The organism is Gimesia sp. (genome assembly GCF_048260065.1).
Taxonomy (GTDB): domain Bacteria; phylum Planctomycetota; class Planctomycetia; order Planctomycetales; family Planctomycetaceae; genus Gimesia.
Map to the genome: position 1 here is coordinate 179,528 of NZ_JBLXHC010000014.1, position 22,173 is coordinate 201,700.

Genomic DNA, 22,173 nt, shown 5'->3' on the forward strand with positions numbered 1-22,173 from the left:
GCTATTGCCTGCTTTGAATTTCGTCAGAGCAAGTCAGAATCGAAATATCAACCAAAAATACCGCATTGTCATAGATTAATTTTATTCTCTAAATTGGATATCTTTGTTTCTTTGAACTCAAGTATGATACCGCTAGACTGATGTGAATATCTTATTCTGTTTCGATGTTTCCATTCAGGGCCAGGTCAAATGCGAATCAAAGAGCGGTTGGAAGAGCGTGTTTTCTGTTTCTCTCGAAGCATTCAAGATAAGTTTTTCCAATTGTGGCGATGTTATCCTTCTCCGGCTGTAAAACATCGAACGTGGCCTGTAGCAAATCAGATCGAACTGCTTGAGGATCGGACGCTGCTGACAGCTGCATTTTCGGAATTCGTCGATCCGAATCAGAGCGATTACAATGGTTTTGGTGAGACTGTAGTCGTACTGAGCACAGGCAATGTTGTGATCACTTCTCCTTATGCTGATATCGGTGGTACTGATACCGGGGCAGTGTACCTCTTTAACGGTGCTACAGGAGACTTGATCAGCACCCTTACCGGTTCATCGGATTATGATTATGTAGGCATCGATGGAGTGACAGCCCTCTCCAATGGCAATTTCGTGGTGAGCAGTTCTGAATGGAGCAACGGTTCAGAATCGGAAGCGGGAGCTGTCACATTCGGAAGCGGGATTACTGGCGTAAGCGGCGTTGTTTCAGCAGCGAACAGCCTCGTCGGATCGACCAGTAGCGACTATGTAGGGGCCAGCGATTATGGATACTCCGCAGTTACAGCGCTTACTAACGGCAATTATGTCGTGAACAGTGCGTACTGGGATAATGGTTCTTTAACTGACGCCGGGGCAGTGACATTCGGAGATGGCACCACTGGTGTGAGTGGAGTCATTTCGTCGACGAACAGTCTCGTCGGAGAAACCGAGCATGACCTCGTAGGTGTGAATGGTGTTACGGCACTTACCAATGGGAACTACGTGGTAATCAGTCCCTCTTGGGACAAAGCAGATGTAACTGATGCAGGCGCAGTTACGTTTGGAAATGGAAGTTCAGGAATCACTGGCAGTATCTCTTCAGGCAACAGTCTTGTCGGGTCTCAGGATTATGACTTCGTGGGATATGGTGGTGTCACTGCGCTCTCTAATGGCAATTATGTGGTAGTCACTTCGCAATGGAGGAATGGTGGTTTATATTCCGCAGGTGCGGTGACGTTTGGAAACGGAACGACAGGTGTGACAGGGGAAGTGTCGGCTGCCAACAGTCTTGTGGGGGCGAAGCAATATGACTCTATTGGCAGTGATGGTGTCACTGCGCTTTCCAATGGCAACTACGTGGTGAGTAGTTCGCAGTGGATGAATGGTGATTTCTATTCCGCAGGTGCAGTGACATTTGGGAATGGTACGACAGGCGTCACAGGGGAAGTATCGGCTGGAAACAGTCTTGTCGGGACACAGGAATCTGACTATGTGGGATATGATGGTGTCACTGCGCTTTCCAATGGCAACTATGTGGTGATCAGTTCGCAATGGAAGAATGGTGATATCGATTCCGCAGGAGCAGTGACGTTTGGGAATGGAACGACAGGTATCACAGGGGAAGTGTCGACTGCCAATAGTCTTGTCGGGTCAAACTATTACGACTCTGTGGGCAGTGATGGTGTGATCGCACTGACGAACGGAAACTATGTGGTGAGCAGTTCGCAATGGGATAATAACAATATCGCTGAAGCGGGTGCGGTGACGTTCGGAAATGGTACCACAGGAGTAACTGGGGCCGTGTCTGCTGCGAACAGTCTTGTCGGTTCATCTACCTATGACAATCTGGGCTACGCCAGTTATAACGCTGGTACCCCTGCTGTGGTGGCGCTCTCCAACGGCAATTATGTGGTTTCTACTCCTTTCTGGAGCAACGGCTCAATAGAAAGTGCTGGAGCTGTTACATTCGCAAACGGGACTACCGGAGTGAGTGGTTACATTTCTGCTGCCAACAGTCTGGTCGGGGGCTCCCAGGGTGATGTGATTGGTGACGGAGGTGTGATCGCGCTCTCCAACGGCAACTATGTCGTGAGCAGTCCTCAGTGGAGTATCGGTACGAAATATAATGTCGGTGCAGTCACGTTTGGAAATGGTATGACTGGTGTGACCGGTTTTGTCTCGGCGATTAACAGCCTCATCGGAAACTCTGAATATGACAATGTGGGTTCCGGAAATTACGGCGGTGGTACCCCTGGAGTGGTGGCGCTCTCCAATGGGAATTATATTGTCAATACTCCTTATTGGGATAATGGTATGACATATGATGCCGGTGCCGTGACCTACGGAAATGGTACCATCGGCATTACAGGGATCGTGTCGGAACTCAACAGCCTGATCGGTGGGAGTGAATTTGACAATGTGGGGTCGGGTTATTATGAATCTTCTGCGATTCTTACACTCTCCAACGGTAACTATGTGGTGGTCAGTCCGTATTGGGATAACGATTTAATCTACGACGCGGGAGCAGTGACGTTAGGGGATGGCTTTGTTGGAGTGACAGGAGTTATTTCTGAAACGAACAGCGAACTCGGGCAGATGGCATCGACCATTTTTCCTGACCTCATTCCAGATGATGTCAATAACACCTTTTTTGTTGTTTTTTCAGATGAGGGAAAAGTCCACGTCTTCTCACAAGGCAATCCCAGCCCTTCCGTCACTCTCGCAGAGATCAGTGATCTCGGCTTGAATGAGAACGCATCAGTGCAAACTGTGAATCTGACTGGTATTTCCGCCAGTGGCCTTGTGCCCAACGAACTGCAGGTGACTGCTACGAGCAGTAATACCAGTCTGATCCCTGATCCGGTCGTGTCCTATTCTTCGCCGGACAGCACCGGCAGCCTGACATTCACTCCTGTGGCAAACCAGACCGGTGTCGCCACTATTACAGTCACCGTGGAAGATGGTGGTCTGGATGGTAACCTTGCTACAACAGGAGACAACAACACCATCCAGCGCACGTTTGAGGTGACTGTCTATCCACTGGTAGAGGACAATCAGACTTTACTTCCTGCAGGATTCCCGGGATTTGTTGATCCGCATGAAAGTGCCGGAAATGGATTTGGTGATACCGTTGTACTGCTGAGTACCGGCAATGTTGTGATCACTTCTCCTTATGCCGACATTGGCGGTACTGATACCGGGGCAGTGTATCTCTTTAACGGTGTCACGGGAGAATTGATTAGCACCCTTACCGGTTCCACGGATTATGACCACGTGGGGATGGATGGCGTGACCGCACTCTCTAACGGCAACTTCGTGGTGAGCAGTTCCGAGTGGAATAACGGTGCGGCTACCGAAGCCGGGGCAGTGACGTTTGGGAATGGAATCACCGGTGTGAGTGGTGTTGTTTCCGCGGCCAACAGTCTCGTCGGATCAAAGAGCGGTGACTATGTGGGCACCAGTGATTACGGTGTCTCTGGTGTCACCGCACTCTCCAATGGCAACTATGTTGTGAGCAGTCCAGACTGGGATAACGGTTCAATCGTTGACGCGGGTGCAGTCACATTCGGAGACGGTTCTGTTGGTGTGAGCGGGGTGATCTCGGCATCTAACAGTCTCGTTGGATCAAGCGACAGTGATAATCTGGGCTTAAGAGAAGAGTATGATCACAGCATCGTCTCTGGTATTACAGCGCTCCCTAACGGTAATTATCTGGTAATCAGTTCTGACTGGAACAACGGTTCGATCATCGACGCCGGAGCGGTCACGTTTGGAGACGGTTCTGTTGGCGTCAGCGGTGTGGTGTCCGAAACGAACAGTCTCGTGGGATCATCAAACTTCGATTATGTCGGTGTTGACGGTGTGACGATCCTTACCAACGGGAACTACGTAGTGAGCAGTTCTGAATGGAATAACGGTTCGGAGACGGAAGCCGGGGCTGTGACATTCGGAAATGGCACTACCGGTGTCACTGGAGTTGTTTCCGCGGCCAACAGTCTGATTGGAGAAACCACCGACGATTATGTCGGTTTCAATGATTACGGTTATTCAGCAGTGACCGCGCTCGCCAACGGCAACTATGTCGTCACCAGTTTTTACTGGGACAATGGTGGAATCATAGATGCCGGGGCAGTGACGTTCGGAGATGGTACCACTGGAGTGAGTGGAGTCATTTCGTCGACGAACAGTCTCGTCGGATCATCCTTCTATGACCAGTTAGGGTTGCTCGATACGGATAGTACCTCTTCTGGTATCACGGCGCTCGCGAATGGGAATTATCTGGTTACCAGTGCGCAATGGGACAATGGCTCTATGATCAATGCGGGGGCAGTGACGTTTGGTGATGGTGACTCCGGGGTGACTGGTGTGATTTCAGAAACCAACAGTCTCGTTGGTTCATCCGACTATGACCGCGTGGGGTATAAGGAAATCTATGATCCCAGTATTGGAGACTTTGTCGGTGTTTCTGGTGTGACGGAACTCACAAACGGCAACTATGTAGTGAGCAGTCCTGTCTGGGATAACGGCTCTGTAGAAGATGCTGGAGCAGTGACATTTGGTAACGGTACTACTGGTGTGACAGGAGTCATCTCCACTGCGAACAGTCTGGTGGGATCATCCAGCGGCGACTCCCTGGGGTATACTGCTTACGGTGCCTCTGGAGTTACAGCACTCGCTAACGGAAACTATGTGGTTAACAGTTCCAACTGGGACAATAACACAATCTCTGATGCCGGAGCTGTGACTTTTGGAAATGGCACGACCGGAGTGACAGGGGAGGTGTCCTCTTCCAACAGTCTTGTCGGGACATCCTACTACGATCAGGTCGGTTATGGAGGTATTACAGAACTCTCGAACGGAAACTATGTTGTCATCAGTGCTGGTTGGGATAATGGCACGATAATTGAAGCGGGGGCTGTGACATGGGGAAGCGGTACCAGCGGTGTAACCGGTGCTGTGACAGAAACGAACAGCCTTATTGGATTGTCCTCTTTTGACCAGATTGGTTCCGATGGTGTGGTAGCTCTTACCAACGGTAATTATGTGGTCAGCAGCTCCAGATGGATAAATGGATATGCATACAACGCCGGTGCAGTGACATTTGGAAATGGTACGACCGGAGTGACCGGGGTTGTGTCGGCGGCCAACAGTCTTGTAGGAGAAACGATAGATGACAATCTGGGGACCAGTGAATTTGGTACGTCCGCTGTGACTGCGCTTGCTAACGGGAACTACGTTGTCACTTCTTTTTACTGGGATAATGGTGCGATAGAAGACGCTGGTGCGGTCACGTTCGGAGACGGGACTTCAGGTGTAGTGGGTGTGATTTCAGCTTCTAACAGCCTGGTTGGATCATCTCCCTATGACAATCTGGGTTTTCAGGGAGTGACTCCTCTCTCGAATGGGAATTACGTCGTGACCAGTTCTTACTGGGACAACGGCAGCGTTTTAGATGCTGGCGCTGTCACGTTTGGAGACGGGACTACAGGAATCACTGGCATTATAACTGAAACGAACAGCCTGATTGGGATTACCAGGTATGACAATCTCGGCATTGATGGGATCAGATTGCTGTCCAACGGGAACTATCTGGTAATCAGTTCTGCCTGGGATAATGGTACGGCTGCCGATGCCGGGGCAGTCACGATCGGAGATGGAGACAACGGTGTCAGCGGACGTGTTTCATTTTATAACAGTGTCACCGGGGTAACAGGTCCTGCCAATATTCACGATATCATCCATGATGAAATTAACAGTCAGGTTCTGGTCGTATTTCGGAATGAGGAATCGGTTCGGGTCTTCTCGGACAGTGCAGAATTACCTCTCTTACATATTGATCATTTAAGTAATCTCGCTCTCTATGAGAACGCTGCAGAGCAAACGGTTAGCCTGACCGGGATCAGCGCTGATTACGAAGAGGTTGTTCCACTGCGTGTGACAGCGACAAGTAGTAATACCGATTTAATTCCTGATCCAGTCGTGTCCTATACATCACCGGGTTCTACCGGAAGCTTGACATTTACTCCGGTGGCAGACCTGACCGGCATTGCCACGATTACGGTGACAATTGAAGGAGGTGGGCTTGACGGTGATCTGGATACCACAGAAGACAATGACATCATCCAGCGAACATTTACTGTGACGGTCAGTACTCGGGTCGATATCGAGATGCGGGTTGTAAATAATCCTACGGTTCCTGATTCGAATGGAGAAGTTTCTCAGTTAGCTGATCATCAGGACTGGGTTTCAGAATGGGCCACTTACTGGGTGGAACTCTGGGTCACTACTGACAGCACTTCCAGCCAGGGGATTTCTTCAGTCAGTCTGGATCTGAATTATCTGACGCAATATACCTCTGCAACGGCAATTCAATATGGTGCCGCGTTTTCTCTCAATCAGGCAGGCACGATTCAAGACTCTACCGGAGTTGTGGAGAACCTTTATGCAGAAACGAATACAACTGGTCTGGGCATCTCCGACTATCTCCTTTTCGCTCGCATCAAATTCGAGTCAAAAACCGGAGATGAAGTTGATATCGATAAGGTAAATGAACAAATCGGTCCCTATGATCTGGGGCTTTCAGTCAGCTCACCACTGGCAGATGCAGTTTCTGATAACCTGGTCAGTACGGTACTCAATCCACCCGAGAGCACCGGTATTTATGCCAATCCTTTGGATCTGAACGATGATGGCTTATTGAATTATCGAGATCTGATTCTTCTGGTCAGCGTTTACGGAGTGATTCCGAGTCAGTCAGATTCAAACTATGCCTGGGCTGCTGACCTGAATCAGGATGATCTGGTCAATTATCGGGATTTAATCGCATTTGTTTCGAATTACGGTAAAAATAAAACAACTGATCCGAATGTGAATTATCCCGCCAGTTATCCTGATTCCTGGGGCAATTTACTGCAGGTTTCTACCCAGCCGCAATCTGAACCACGCCCCGGTAAGCTCACACAGGATGTGGCAGATGAGGTTTTAGAGACAGCAGTCAGTCAGATTGGTGAGCAGCTTACATCTGAGCAGAGTGAATTGCTGGCAAATGTCAAAGTCAAAGTCGTTGATTTGGCAGGTGCGACACTGGGCAGGGCTGCTGTTGGCACGATCTATCTGGATGTGAATGCTGCTGGCTTTGGTTGGTTCATCGATGAGACACCCCTTGATTTCAGCGAATTTCAGTACAACAGCGAGTTAAGTCTCATCGCATTGCCAGGCAGTGAGGCTGAAGGGCTGGTCGATCTATGGACGGTGATCAACCATGAACTGGGGCATCTGCTGGGGTACGAACATGCAGACTCTGGGTTGATGGAAGACGTTCTGGATCCAGGCGAACGCAAGTTGGCTGACTGGAGTGAGGATGCAGATGGATTTTTTGCCTCATTGCAGGAAGATACCGAACTACTCTCTTTCTGAGGTCGTATTCTACAGTAATTGCGAGTGAGTTTTTTGTATCACTGCGAAAAACGACATTTCAATCATCTTCGACCTGTCGCTGAACCTCATCCAGAAATTGATATTTATCCGGATTCTGGACCAGTTGAGGATGAAGTGAACTCAGGTCTTTCTCCAAACCGTCACGCGGTAGTGCTGTTTGCTGTAAGTTGTATCCTGGGAATGGGATATGGGCTTTTTAAAGTGCGGGCACGTCGATTCCAGAGCGCATCACATTTAATCATCGCCTCTGTCAATCTGGTATACTCGATCCAAATGGAACTGGAGACGCTGCAGTAATACTGGACACAGTCTAAGGTAATTGCGAAGAAATCTGCAGATTCTTTTCAAAACGCGACCTGAAATCCACATTGAGTGTACGATTACTTATAGAACCGAAACATCGCGAGTTGGCTTGCCTCGAATGATCGTTGACATAATTCATGGAACAGAAAAAACAGGAACTGCAGTTCACAACATTGCTGACGGCTCATCGTCGTCAGTTGTATGCGTTTATTTACTCGCTGCTGACCGACCATACGGACGCGGAAGATGTCTACCAGCGCTGCAGCATGATCCTGTGGGACAAGTTCGATCAATTTGACGCGGAATGCGATTTTCTGCCCTGGGCCATGGGCATCGCCTATTATGAAGTGAAAAACTTCCTGCGCGTCTCGTCCCGTGATCGGCACCATTTCTCCGAACAGTTGCTCAACCAGCTCTTTGAGCGGATGCAGGGCAGCAGTGCTCCCAATGTGCAACTCTCATCGCTGGAGAAATGTTTAAAGTCTCTGCGTCAGAAAGATCTGTGGCTGGTGCAGCAGGTTTACTGGGAACGACGAAAATGTGCGTCTGTGGCGGAGGAGATGGGAATGAAAATCAACGCCCTCTATGACCGGGTGGGCCGCATCCGCGGTCAATTGAGAGACTGTGTGCTGCGACGTGTGTCGGAGGTGGAACATGCCTGAAAAAGATCAACGGGACGACGCGGAATTTCAGCGGCTGTTACACCGGCTCGCCGATGGTCCGCTCGATCAGACGGAAACAGAGCAGTTGGAGTCGTTGCTGCTGGATCAGCCGGAACGGCAGACACAGTACCTGGTACTGATGTGTCTCGATGCATCCCTGATGGAACTGGGGGAAATCAGCAGAAGTGTTCCCGACTATCACATCAGTCACCCGCAAGAGAAGAAATCGGTTCCCTGGGGCGTGTGGATGCTGACAGTCTGTGCTGTGGCCTGCCTGGTCGTGGCGGCAGTCCTCTTTGTTTCTACGGGTAATGAACGGCAGCTGGTAGTACAACAGAAAGCCCCGGCAGTACAGGAAGAAAAAAATCAGACCGCGAACAATCAATCGCCACAGGAACAGTTTTCTAAAGCGACATTGATCGCAGGACACCGGGCGGTCTTTCGGGGAACACGTTCTCCCACGCTGACGGGCAGTCGCCTGCGGTTCGCTGAGAACTATATGCTGCAGGACGGCATGGTCAAAATCCGGTTTGCCTCGGGAGCGGAAGTGATTCTCCAGGCACCCGCACTGTTCCAGGTGGCACAAGAAGAGGAACTGGTGGTGAACCTCGGCAAATGCTCGGTCTATGCACCCGACGGAGCAGAAGGTTTTAAAGTCAGCACGCCGACCAGTAATGTGGTTGACCTGGGGACGCGTTTTTCCGTGACGGTTGCGGAAGACGGTGCCTCGAATGTGGCCGTCGTGGATGGGGAGGCGGAAGTCTCCTCACTGAGTGATCCCCGCAAAAAGCGTCTGCTCAAAGGGGAGACCGCTTATGTGGGCACCGACCTGAATGTAATGGATGGAGACCGCGATCAGTCGACTCAAGACTATATCGACGCCATCCCCGACCATCTGATTGCTTATGAATCGATTCCGGACGAACAGGGGCGGGCGAAGTCGCTGGCGTCTGTCTCCGTGCAGCGGGCGGGAGCACAACGCATTTATCAGGCTGACGATTTCATTCTGCCTGTCGTGAATCATTATCGGCCCGGCTCCCATGCGTTCGGGGTCGTTCCCGCCGAGGCGCCCGCTGAGGAATTGAACCGCTTCGGTCCGATGAATCTGTTGTTTGCTTCGGGTTTCATCAACCCGGGCGGAGAAAAAGCAGTGCACCAGGGCGAATTTCAACTGGGACGCAACGGCACTCCCGGCATGAACCTGGTTTTCGAACAACCGGTGGTGAACGGACCTGGCCCTGACCTGATTATTTTCGATGCCCAGTCGATCGCCCACTCGCTGGAGGGGGACGTGTTCCATTTGTACCCGCAGACCGATCACCCGACTGCCCGGCCGATGACGGTCCGGACATATGACATCGACGGTCATTCCGAGCAGGCACAGATTATGACCGGCTGCCGTTTGACCCAGTTGAGTCCCGATTTCGCCGACGATGGAACGCCGCTGCCGATCGTGGCGCGTTCGCAGCTGGTGCATCAGGTTCCTTCGCGGCTGTTTGCCGTCGGGATTGATCTGGATGACATGCAGATTCCGCCGGGCGAATCGATTACCGGACTGTTCCTGCAGGATGCCCAGGACGACGCCGACCGGATTGACCCGGTGGTCATTGTTGGACTTCCTCCCATTAAATAATTTTCACCCTGGAATATTATGCTTCATCGATTCACAACAACCGTATGCTGGCTTCTCATGACTCTGCTGACGATGTCTGCGGCGAACGCTGCTGATATCTCGCCGGAAATGATGAAGTTCTTCGAGAACGAAGTCCGTCCACTGCTGGCGGAACATTGCTGGTCCTGCCATGGAGAGAAGGAACAAAAGGGCGACCTGCGGCTCGATACACGCGGCCACATTCTGCTGGGAGGCGAGTCGGGCACTTCTATGGTTCTGGGTAAGCCGGAGAAAAGTCTGCTGATTGAGGCCGTGCGTTATGAATCGTACGAGATGCCGCCCGCGGGAAGACTGCCCGAGCAGCAGATCAAGATCCTCGAAAAATGGGTTGCGCTGGGTGCGCCCTGGCCTGGTGCCGACGATACGGTTCCGCTCCGCAAAGAGCAGGGCCCCCGGTTTACCGCAGAAGACCGTGCCTGGTGGGCGATTCAGCCTCTGCAGTCTGTGACGGTCCCTGCCGCGACCGGCGATTGGAGCAAAAACGAAATCGACCGGTTTATCCTCGCTCGTTTAAAACAGCAGGGGTTAACGCCGGCACCGGAGGCAGATCGGGAGTCGTTAATCCGGCGGGTCTATTTCGATCTGCACGGCCTGCCTCCCACGCCACAGGAAGTGCAGGAGTTTGTGCAGGATCAGCGTCCCGATGCTTATGAGCGGCTGGTCGATCGTCTGCTGGCCAGTCCCCGTTATGGCGAACGCTGGGCCCGGCACTGGCTCGATGTGGTCCGCTATGCGGATTCCGACGGTTACCGGGCTGATGGCTATCGTTCGAATGCCTGGCGCTATCGCGATTATGTAATCCGGTCGCTGAATGAGGATAAGCCTTACAGTCAGTTCGTGCAGGAACAGCTGGCGGGAGACGAGCTGTTTCCTGGTGACGTCGACGCCCAGATTGCAACCGGCTTTCTGACGCACGGGATTTATGAGTGGAACAGCCGTGATGTCGCCGGTCAGTGGGATATTATGTTGAATGAATTGACGGACACGGTCGGCGATGTCTTCCTCGGCGTGGGGATGCAATGTGCCCGTTGTCACGATCACAAGTTTGATCCCGTCCTGCAGAAGGACTATTTCCAGTTACGTGCGTTCTTTGAACCAATTCTGATTGAGACTGCCCAGGAAGTGGGGACGCCGGAGCAACTGGAACAATACCATAGTGAACTGAGTGCCTGGGAGCAGGCGACCAAAGCGATTCGCGAGGAGCTTGCGGAGCTGGAAGCCCCGTATCGGAAGAAAGCCCGGGCTGTCATCATCTCCTTTCCGCCTGACATCCAGGCGATGATTCACAAACCGGAAGAGAAACGGACTCCGCGGGAACAGCAACTTGTCGAACTGGCATGGCGGCAGGTAGAGCACAACTACCGGAATCTCGACAAACAGTTGAAGGGAGAAACGAAAGAAAAGATTCTGGCATTGAGGCGTAAGCTGGCGAAGTTCGATCAACTGAAGCCGGAACCGCTGCCGCTGGCACAGCAGGTCCGGGATGTCGGGGCGCAGGCACCACAGACCAGGATCCCTAAGAAACGGACCGAATGCGACCCTGGTTTCCTGACGATTCTGGAGACACCGGCGGACGATTATTATGGTTCGCCACAACAGGGGACCACCAGTCGCAGAACCGCGTTAGCCCGCTGGCTCACGCAGGACAGTAATCCGCTGTCGACGCGGGTGATCGTCAATCGGATCTGGCAATATCACTTTGGCAAAGGGCTGGCGCCACACAGCAGCGATTTAGGTCGACTGGGTGGCCCACCTTCGCATCCCGAATTACTGGACTGGCTGACACAGCAGTTTCTGGATGGAGGCTGGCGGTTCAAGAGTCTGCATCGTCTGATCGTCACTTCAGCCACCTATCGACAGTCGACTCAGCATCCTCAGGAAGCGTCGATGTTCGCCCTCGATCCTGCCAACAAATTATACTGGTGTGCAGAGACACGCCGCCTGGATGCGGAACAGATTCGCGATTCGATCCTGGCGGTGACCGGCCAACTGGATCTCAAGGCGGGCGGTCCCGGTGTGACTCCCAGCGTCCCCCGCCGCTCCATCTATTTGCGGATGATGCGCAACAGCCGTGATCCATTACTGCAGGTGTTCGACCTGCCCCGGTTCTTCACCAGCGTGTCGGCCCGCGATACGACAACCTCTCCCGTGCAGTCACTGCAGCTGTTCAACAGCCAGCAGATGCTGCGGTTCGCCGATCAACTCGCGCAACGAGCCGAACAGGAAGCGGCCACAGTTCCCTCAGCCGATCAGGAAGAGTTGGCTCTGAGGCGCGCGTGGCAAATCGCCTTCGGGAGACCGGTGACCTCCGGTGAACTGTCACAGGCCCGGGAGTTTCTCGATCGTGAATCCAGACTGCTGGCGGAACAGAAACCGACCGTCGATCTGCAGCAGTTCGAAACCGCGACGATGCCTTACCGCAATGGGCAGTCGGTAGTGTTTCACGCCGATAAGCCTTCTTCGTTCTACGTCGCCGATAATAAGCAGCTGACGCCGCATGATTTTACCATTGAAGCCTACTTCCAGATTAAGTCGATCTATGACTCCGGGGCGGTGCGGACGATCGTTTCGAAGTGGAGCGGTAAGGTCTCTGAGCCGGGCTGGCTGTTCGGCGTGACGGGCCGTGGTTCGCGCCGCAAGCCGCAAACGCTGGTCTTTCGGACTTACGGTAAAAAGCGGAACGGAAAGCTGGGCGATGAGATTGTCTTTTCAGATCAGCATATTGAATTCAATACGCCCTATTATGCCGCAGTCAGTTTTCATGTGACGGGCGAACGGGCCGGCTCGATCGACTTCTTCCTGAAGGACCTCTCGAATGACGATGAGCAGCTGGGGAAGATTACGAAACAACACCAGACTGTCGAGGTGCACGACAATCGTCTGGCGCTGGCCATCGGCCGCATGGTCCAGAATAAGAACAGCCTGTTTGACGGGTTGATTGACGAGGTCCGCCTGTCATCGGCGGCTCTGGATGTTCCGTCCCTTCTGTATACGCAGGAATCCATTACTGAGCAGACGCTGGGGTACTGGAGGTTCGATCCCGTACCGGGCATGTTTGAGGACAGTTCGTCCCATCAGTATGACATCACGCGGGATGACCGGCCGACAGCAGCCAGTGATCCCCGTCGTGCGGCGTTTGCTGATCTTTGTCACATTCTGTTGAACTCGAATGAATTTTTATACGTTGATTGAGGCGCTCCATGTTCTCTACACCACATATTGAAACACCACGTACCCGACGCGAGTTTCTGGAACGCAGTGGGCTTGGCTTTGGTTCCGTTGCCTTGGCCAGTCTGCTGGCGCAGGCGGACGCGGCATCTGCAGCCAGTCGGCCTGCGACCACTGCAGGGCCGGTGCCCCACCACAAGCCGACGGCGAAGAATATCATCTTCCTGTTCATGGAGGGGGGACCGAGCCACATCGATCTGTTCGATCCCAAGCCGCTGTTGAACAAGCTGGCAGGACAGACTCTGCCCGACAGCTTCGGTGAGATTCTGACCGCCGCCGGGGAATCCCGGTCTCCCTTGCTGATCTCGAAGCGGAAGTGGAAACAGCATGGCGAAGCGGGAACCTGGGTCTCGGACTGGTTGCCCGAAATTGCGACCTGCGTCGACGATATTGCCGTCATTCGCTCCTGCTGGGCGGATGGGCTGAATCATTCCTCCAGTGTCTGCCAGATGAATACGTGCTCGCTGATCGGCGGGCGGCCTTCGCTGGGGAGCTGGGTGACGTACGGGCTCGGTTCGGAAAACAGGAACCTCCCCTCGTTCGTGGTCATGCAGGATAACCGCTCCTCGGTTACAAATGGTCCGCGGAACTGGGGGACCGGATTCATGCCGGCGGTGTACCAGGGAATTCGCTTGCAGGAGGGAAAACAGCCGATTCCGAACCTGAATAATCCGGAAGGTGTAACAGAAGCCCGGCAGCGCGAAAAACTGTCATTCTTGAAATCGTTGAACCAGGGGTATGCCCGTCAGCATGCCCGGCAGACAGAGCTCGACGCACGCATCGCCAGTTACGAACTCGCCTTTCGGATGCAGTCCGAAGCACCCGAGGCGGTCGACCTGAGCCAGGAGACCGCTGCCACCCGCCAGCTGTACGGGATGGATCAGCAGGAAACATCGTCTTTCGGTCGACTCTGTCTGATGTCACGCCGACTGGTGGAGCGGGGCGTCCGTTTCGTGCAGCTGTATCATGGCGCCGGCAGTAAGTGGGATGCGCATTCGGGGATTGAGAAGAATCACACCCAGCACTGTAAGGCGATGGATTTGCCCGTAGCCGGACTGATCAGGGATTTGAAACAACGGGGATTGCTGGATGAGACGCTCGTGGTGTGGGGAGGCGAGTTCGGCCGGACGCCCATGTCGGAAAAAGGAGACGGACGCGATCACAACCCGACCGGGTTCACCATGTGGATGGCCGGCGGTGGGATCAAAGGGGGACAAACCATCGGGGCCACCGATGAACTGGGGCTGCGGGCGATTGAAGACCGGATGCACGTTCACGATCTGCACGCCTCGATTCTGCATCTGCTGGGCCTGGATCGGATGAAACTCACGTACGAATACAACGGCCGCCCCGAACGTCCCACTGTCAATGAAGGCGAATTTCTCCAGAAACTGGTGACCGGTTAATCGGGCTTTCCGATCGTCTTCGTGAAAAACTTCAACGCTGCTTCGAAGGCGTACTCATGGTTGCCCGGCGGTTCACTGAACTCGGGAGTCTCTCCCCCCGCCTGTTCGTAAATGGGGGCGATGAGATTGATGCAGCGTTTGGCTTCGGCAGGACTGAAACCATCAGAGACGGCATTCGAAATATGCATGTTGCGGGGTGTGACCAGCAGCGCCATCTCGGGCAGATCGAACTGAGGTAGCAGGCCAGGGATGGCACCACAATGACAGTGTCGGTGACGGTCGCGAATGAAGGAGACACGCATGCTCCCGAAAATTCCCTGCACGGAAGTGGCAGCGATGCGTGGTTCAAAGGCAGCCGCCGAAAGGGCAAGTAAACCTCCGGTGGAGACACCGGTGACGCCCACTTTTTTTGTGTTCACCTGTGGATCTGCAAAAACGTGCTGCAGCAGGATTTGCTGATGGGCAAACAGCAGGCCGTACCAGCTATATCCATCTAAACGCAATAGATGGTCCAGCTCATGATGCCGGTCACTGCCCGGTTCCATGCCGACGTTTTCCATCGCATAGACCAGGTATCCCTGCTCAGCGAAGCGGGCGGCACAGGCATGCTGATAGCTGTTGCGATCTTCGAGGATCTGACGGACTTTCCCATGGCCCATGAAACAGACAATGGTCGGCAAAACTTTTTCGGGAGGAGCCAACCGGGGAGTCAGCCGAAAGAAACGGAAAATTCTCTGGCCATCATTGGTCACGGCAAATTCGCGCTGCTGGAACGTTTCCCGATCTACGGCTGCGCCCACTGGTGTGATCTCGATCTTCCCTTGATAAGGAAAGACAAGCTGCTCTTGAAATGTGCGGCGTTGTTCCGCCTGCCAATCGCTCCATTGCTGTGCATTTTTGAATTCAGGAACCTGCAGCGGTCGGGCGCGTGTGGCTTCTGCTTCGTATGAGAAAGTGGGCGGGAAATGGACCTGCCCTGAGGTTCCCACTTTGAAACCGGGGATCTGTGTAGCAGAATCCGGATCGGTGATCGCCAGGCACACCCACCAGGGGGGAAGCCCGGAGAGTTTTTGCCCGGCCTGGAACTCACAGAAATAGATCGAAGCGAAATGCGGTTTGTCTTTCTGCCTGTCATTGCTCGAACCACGATAGGCGTTTTTGCTGAGGAGTTGCCAGCCATGATCCACGGGGGAGCGTCCCTGAGGGAAAGACCAGGCGCCCGTATTGTTGTATTCGAACGCCGCAAAGATCACTGCCGGTTTTTTGAATGTGATCTCGACTTGATTCCCGCTGCCGCCATCAAACAGATATCGGGGCTGCCCCTCCAGTTCTTTTGGTAATTCCAGCATCCTGTAATCACGATTCAGAAACGTGACAGCATCCGGGCGGCTGATGCCCGGAACCAGGGCCGGACCAGCTGTCTTGTCAATCAACTGGTCCAGTTTCGTAGAGATCTTCCCGTTGTGCTGATGTTCCTGCAGAGTGGTCATTAATGTGGCGACGTCATCTACCAGCAGCCAGTCGGGGTTGTGCTGCAGCAAGGGTAAGATTTCCTGGGGCGTTCCCGTGGAGCCGTTCAGATGCAGTTTGAGACCCAGATTCCTGATTTTGGGGACGAGTGATTTATCAACGAGCCAGCGGGGCCAGAGACGGATGGTTTCCACGCCCGCTTTGGCAAAGGCATCGATTGTTTCGGGACTGGGAATGAAGCCCAGTTGAGGCGACTGAGGCAGCAGTTTCCGAAACAGACGCGCCTGTTCTACCGTTCTGACGCCGACGATTGTGTGCAGCCGGTCACCATGCTCGCGAACCGTCTTTGCGACTGCCTCTGCGTAAGTAGTGCCCTGTTCCTTAAGGTCCAGCAGGACGTCAATTTTCCCCCGACAGACTTCCAGGGCTTCGCTGAGCGTGGGGATTCGTTCGCCACGGTACTCTTCCCTGAAGCGGGAGCCGGCGTCGAGCTGTTTTAATTGAGACATGGTCAGCTCTGAGGCGACCCCTTTTCCATTCGTTGTCCGATCGAGTTTCGCATCGTGCAGCAGAAAGAGCTCACCATCTTTACTGGTACGCACATCGATTTCGACGGCGGTCGCTTGCAGTTGAATCGCCTGCCTGAATGCAGAGAGTGTGTTCTCGGGCCGGTCGCTGCTGGCACCCCGATGGGCAATGATCTGTTCCAGTTTGCCGGTCGTTTTGGGGGAGGCAGTTTCGTTTTCGAATGCACAAACCAACGCTGACTGAATGGTGGTCAGGCAGGCTACTATGACAAACACAGAATGAAGTCGCATTGGGATGACCTTTATATTGATAAGCTGCTGATCGAGATCTCTGCTGCAGTGTCTGGTGAGCGTTTGCGTTCTTAATACGGTACCGAAGATCTTGCTTTTGAGCAAATCAGGACCTGACTTTCACGTGTGGTATTCACAGAGTCTTCATGCTGTAGCATGCGGGATACACAGCGATTTTGACGAAGGGCGCAGGAGAGTTAAATCAAAGCGGCTGCTCACGCAGGTGTCAGCAGCCGAATGAATTACTGAGAAGGATGAATCCAGACCCTGTTTCAGGATCGGGCGGGAATCTCTTTGATCTGTTTTGTGGCGATCCCGACGGGGCGGTCGAGTGGAATGCCGACGCATGTCAGCAGGGTGGTGAGCAGGTCCCCCTGGTTGCCTTTGACATCGGGCAGGAAACGTCCCGTGTTGATGGCACCACCTCCGCTACCCGCAAGAATGAAGGGCAGGTTGGCACGGGTGTGCCTGTCGCCGTCTTCCAGGCCGGAGCCCCACATCATGATACAGTTATCCAGCAGCGTGCCGTCCCCTTCCTGCAGGCTGTGCATTTTGTTGACCATGTAGGCGAACTGGTCGATATTGAATTTCGTGATCGCGGCGACTTTGTCGACCTTCTTCTTCTCGCCGTTATGGTGGGTCTGGGAATGATGCTGGTCTTTGAATCCGAGTTCCGGATAGGAGACGCCGTTCGGGGTCGAACCAATGTAGGTGCAGACGCGGGTCGTGTCGGTCTGGAAGGCCAGCACGTTGAGGTCACACATCACCTGCATGTACTCGCTGCGTTTGTCACCTTCCGGAATCTTGATTTCGATGGGCGGAGCAGTCTTGTGACTGCGGCTGGGGCGGACTCCCGCTTTTTCCAGAGCCGCATCTTTCTGGCGCATTTCAATGGCGGCAATCCGGCGTTCCACCGAGCGAACACTGTCCAGGTACTGATCCAGTTTCTTCTGGTCAGTCTGCGAGAGGGTGCGTCTGAGATCGCGGGCACCGCCGATCACCAGGTCCAGCATGCTGCGGTCTAAGCCGCTCATCCCGTTTGATGTCAGTCCGTCCTCCTGTTCCTTTTTGTTGAACAGGCGATTCAGCACGTTGCGGGGATTGGTCTCGGCAGGAACCGCCTGGGTGGGAGAACGAAAGCTGCAGTGCGAATAGTAGGCTTCGTTGAGCCCGGCCTGGTTTTCCTTCCACGTTTGGGGCATCGTGGCGAGTTCCAGTGAGGGCAATGCGGTGAACGCTCCCAGAGAATTCGCGGCAATCTGATCGGCGGAGATCGAGATGCTGATCTTATCCCGTTTGTCCGGGTCGGGCAAAGCGGCGGTGAGCCACGTTGAGAGTTCGAGGGCGTGCGGTGCGCCCCGATAGGGGCCGTTGGAAACGCCGGCGATGCCCTTCATCAGCAGACACTGATCGAGCACGGGCCGCAGTGACTCAAGAGCCGGGGGAGGCGAAGTCAGGAAGCTCTCCGCATCTTTAGGCCAGAACTGATCCATGATCACGCCGTGAGGCATGTACATGAACCCGAGCCGGACCGGTGGCTTGAACTCTTTTTTCTCGCTGGCTTCTGCCCAGCCCATGACATCCAGCAGGGGGAGAGCCAGTGCGGCTCCTAATCCTTTCAGACAGGTACGACGATTGATTGTTGTGTATTTGGTCATGGGTGGGCCTTTGGGTGGGTTGCAGAGGAAAGTAAGTGGGAGGCAGGACGGGCTGCAATTCCGTCATGCATAATCGTAAAATATTTTGTTCGTGTGTTACTCGATTCGTCTATGTGTAAAGGGATAACTGGTAACGACCTCAGTGATGAGGGTCTGCATGCGGTAGCCATCCTGGGCAATCTTCTGCATCAACTGATCTACCACAATTTCGTCATAACCTTCCAGGCGTCGGCATAATGCATAGGCTAACAGGCGTTCGACCAGATTGCGAGAAAACTCTGCGTTGTGCCCGGCGATAATATTTTTTAATTCCTGCGGGTTGGTAAAATGCTTGCCCCCCGGAAGCTCGCCGGAGGCGTCGATGGCCTGACCGTTATCGTCCTTGTCACGCCAGCGTCCAATCGCATCGAAGTTCTCCAGGCCGAACCCGATCGGGTCGAGCAAGCGATGACAGTTGGCACAGACAGGATCGGCGCGGTGCAGTTCCGTGCGTTCGCGGAGCGATAGATTTTTGACCTGCTTCTGGTCCTGTTTCTCCAATGCCGGAACATTAGGCGGAGCCGCTGGCACTTCGTCTCCGAGTACCTGTTCCAGAACCCAGACGCCTCGATTGACAGGACTGGTACGGTTGGGGAAGGAGGTTGCAGCGAGCACGCCAGGCATTCCCAGGATCCCGCCTCGATTGCCATTCGTCAGTTTGACTTTACGCATCTCGGGGCCGGTGACCGTTTTTTCCAGACCATAAAGCGTAGCCAGGTCTCCGTTGAGGAAGGTGTAGTCGCTGTCGATAAAGCCGGCAACGCTGCGGTTCTCACGCACGATACTTTCGAAAAAGAGGCGGGCTTCGTCGTACATCGCCGTCCGCATGTCGTCAGTCATCTGTGGGAATTTCTCAAGATCAAAAGTGCGCTCGTGCAGATTGCCCAGCTTCAGCCACTGCGCACCAAAACCATCAAACAGGGCTCGCGATCGGGGATCCTGCAGCATGCGCGTGACCTGTGCTTTGAGGACTGGAGGCTCGTGGAGTTTTCCCTGATCAGCCAACGCCATCAACTCAGCATCGGGCATGGTCGCCCACAGCAGGTATGACAGGCGCGAGGCGAGCTGATAATCATCGAGCGGTACAATCCCTTTCTCCGACTTGATCTCCTTCGCCGGAGTGATAAAGAGGAACTGGGGAGAGACCAGAATCGCTTTGAGCATCAGGCGACTGGAGGCGAAGTAGCTGAGGTCGTTCTGTTGCCCCAGATCAAACACGTTCAGCAGGACTTCCAGTTCCGCAGCGGAGGGAGGTCGTCGATAGGCTTTCCGCGCCAGTGTCCCGGCCATCTTGCGTGCGGTTGCCTGGATATCAGTTCCGGAGGCCGGCGGTTCACCAAACAGTTGCTTTTGAATTTTCGTGGGGGGCTTGCCTTCCGGCGCCAGCGCCTGATCCAGCGCCTGCTGGGAGATTGACAGATACTGTTCGAGTTGCAGCGGAGAGAGCGAATTGAGATATCCTTCGCCGCTGACTTCGTCGGGCAGGCTGGCGACGATGTTGGGATCGACGCCTAACAGATCGTGCAGCGTGTTGCCATATTCCGTTTTGGTCAACCGCCGAATGACAAAGGTGCCCGGATCTTTCGGGCTGAGATATTTCACCTTCTCCAGCCATTCTGCGAACATCTGACGTTCTTCATCGGTCGGCTGGTCCAGTCCGTCCGGCGGCATGTCGTGTGCTTTCACCCGGGCGGCTGATTTCTTCCACTTCTCACTGAAAGCCGCATGACCAGGAGTCTGCAGTGCCGGGTCAAAGCTGAGCCCGGCTTCTGTCGGTCGTCGGTTCTGGTGGCAGTCGATACAGTATTTTTTGATGAAGGGGGTGACCCGTTTTTTGAAAAACTTCTCCGCTTCGGCTTTTTGAACAGCCTGGGTATCGCTCTCTTTTGACGCAGCGATACCAATATTCGGGCTGATTAACAGGACGCACCACAGCAGTATGGTAATCGCGGCGCGTATAAAACGCGTCTCTGTAATAGACATTCAAAAACTCCTCTGACAGCAATTCATATACTAACGTATTATAGTTTCTGCCTGTGTCAGTGTAAATAAGGGGCAGGGAAGGATGGATCTGCCGGGGTGGGGATTTTCCGCTCTAAATATGATGTCAAACAGGGGGGCAAACTTCTCCCATCGATCGAACAAGCTGGCGATGGTATCAGGTCAACAGTTGCTGCACGGGGCCGGTGCTGTCGGCGAATCGATCGAGCCTGATTCCCATGGCTTGTGCGTGGGTGAGCCAGAGGTTTGCCAGAGCGGTGCCGTCTGAGCAGTGCAGATGTTGCCCCGTTTTTAAGCGTCCTCCTCCCGAACCGGCGACGACAATGGGCAGGTCGGTATATTGATGCGTGGCACCATCCCCCAGTCCGGAGCCGTAAGTGAAGATGGTGTGATCGAGTAATGTGGTTCCGTCTGCTTCGCGAATCGCATCCATCTTTTGTACGAGATAAACAAACTGTTCCATATGGAATCGATCCACCTGCAGCAGTTCTTTCATAAACTTATTTTGATTATGTGACATCTGATGATGGCTCATCGGTTTGTCGAACAGCGATTCGTAACGCATGGGGGTGTCCCAGCGTTCGGGGCCAATCATCAACGTGGCGACATTGGTCAGACCGACGTGAAGTGCGGCGACCATCAGATCTCCCATCAGTCGAATATATTGGCCGCGGGGAAGTTGTGAGTTATCTGGTTCTTTGACTGAGGCTTTGCCAATTTCATTTTTGATCAGATCGAGCTTGTCCATCTGTTCTTCGATTGTCCTGATGCCATCGAAGTACTCTGCAAATTTCTCACGGTCTGCACGGCCGAGTCGTCTGTTTAATGAACGTGCATCTTCAAGAACCAGTCCCGTGATCTCGCGAAATTCCTGATTCTCCTGAGTGCCAAACATGCGGCGATAGACTTTACGCGGGTCACGCATCGAGGGGGCCACATGTCCCGTTCCGTACCAGGAGATATTGTCGAAATAGATTGACTCTTTGTTGTCCCGATGGCTGTTACAACTCAGTTCCAGAGTGCGGAACGGCGTTTTCTCTCCGACGTGGTCGGCAATGATATGATCGAGCGTCCGGGCCAGAGGGTAGACCGACGACTTGACTGCGTGGGCAGTGGCGCTGCTTAAAAAGCAGGAGGCACATTGCGCATGAACGTCACTTCCATGTTTGTAGAACCGGTCCATGCCGGTGATCAGCGTGACTTTCTGTTTTACTTTTTCGAGAGGTTGCTGAGTGGGCGTCAGTTGTTCCAGAGGCCGCATCCCGACTTTCAGACCGGTTTCCCGGGTAATCTCTTTCTGGCTGCTGGTGAATTTGGGGATCTCTGCATTCTGTTCACCCGGAAAGAAACCGCGACGCACCACACCAATGGGCACATAAAAGATCGCCATGCGCTGTGCCGGTTGCGGAGGGACTTCCGAGTTCGCGAGACTTTCCATCCAGGGCAATGCCAGTGTTGCTCCTGCTGCTCCACGGAGAAAAGATCGCCGATTGATTTCAATCATCATTCTGC

9 protein-coding genes are annotated in these 22,173 nt (G+C 53.7%); 5 read left to right on the plus strand and 4 right to left on the minus strand.

Features of this window, described 5'->3' with window-relative positions; genetic code table 11:
* Positions 1-189 precede the first annotated feature (189 nt).
* From ACN0YN_RS23575 to ACN0YN_RS23595, 5 genes are all read left to right on the plus strand, one after another.
* Complete coding sequence (locus tag ACN0YN_RS23575; protein ID WP_417387482.1) at positions 190-7,383, plus strand: hypothetical protein; 7,194 nt, start codon at positions 190-192, stop codon at positions 7,381-7,383.
* Positions 7,384-7,844: 461 nt separating this feature from the next.
* On the plus strand, positions 7,845-8,369 hold the full coding sequence (locus ACN0YN_RS23580; protein ID WP_417387483.1) for a sigma-70 family RNA polymerase sigma factor: 525 nt from the start codon (positions 7,845-7,847) through the stop codon (positions 8,367-8,369).
* A complete protein-coding gene (locus tag ACN0YN_RS23585) occupies positions 8,362-10,002 on the plus strand; it encodes a FecR domain-containing protein (protein WP_417387484.1) in 1,641 nt (546 codons plus the stop codon). The genes ACN0YN_RS23580 and ACN0YN_RS23585 overlap by 8 nt, the downstream gene beginning before the upstream one ends.
* Positions 10,003-10,020: 18 nt before the next feature.
* Complete coding sequence (locus ACN0YN_RS23590; RefSeq protein ID WP_417387485.1) at positions 10,021-13,233, plus strand: DUF1549 domain-containing protein; 3,213 nt, start codon at positions 10,021-10,023, stop codon at positions 13,231-13,233.
* Between the two features lie 8 nt (positions 13,234-13,241).
* Positions 13,242-14,675: a DUF1501 domain-containing protein gene (locus ACN0YN_RS23595; RefSeq protein WP_417387486.1), complete on the plus strand. Its 1,434-nt coding sequence runs from the start codon at positions 13,242-13,244 to the stop codon at positions 14,673-14,675.
* On the opposite strand, the gene ACN0YN_RS23600 is transcribed toward ACN0YN_RS23595, so the two are convergent.
* From ACN0YN_RS23600 to ACN0YN_RS23615, 4 genes are all read right to left on the minus strand, one after another.
* Entirely contained in the window at positions 14,672-16,963 is a 2,292-nt protein-coding gene (locus ACN0YN_RS23600; RefSeq protein WP_417387487.1) for a glycerophosphodiester phosphodiesterase family protein, read from the minus strand. The two genes, ACN0YN_RS23595 and ACN0YN_RS23600, sit on opposite strands and share 4 nt — an antisense overlap.
* Positions 16,964-17,235: 272 nt before the next feature.
* Positions 17,236-18,621, minus strand: coding sequence for a DUF1552 domain-containing protein (locus tag ACN0YN_RS23605; RefSeq protein ID WP_417387488.1), 1,386 nt, complete (start codon positions 18,619-18,621; stop codon positions 17,236-17,238).
* 96 nt (positions 18,622-18,717) lie between these two features.
* Positions 18,718-20,643, minus strand: a complete 1,926-nt coding sequence (locus tag ACN0YN_RS23610) for a DUF1592 domain-containing protein (RefSeq protein WP_417387489.1) — start codon at positions 20,641-20,643, stop codon at positions 18,718-18,720.
* Between the two features lie 175 nt (positions 20,644-20,818).
* The gene (locus tag ACN0YN_RS23615) at positions 20,819-22,168 is read right to left on the minus strand and encodes a DUF1552 domain-containing protein (RefSeq protein WP_417387490.1); all 1,350 of its coding nucleotides are present in this window, start codon (positions 22,166-22,168) and stop codon (positions 20,819-20,821) included.
* Positions 22,169-22,173: the final 5 nt, after the last annotated feature.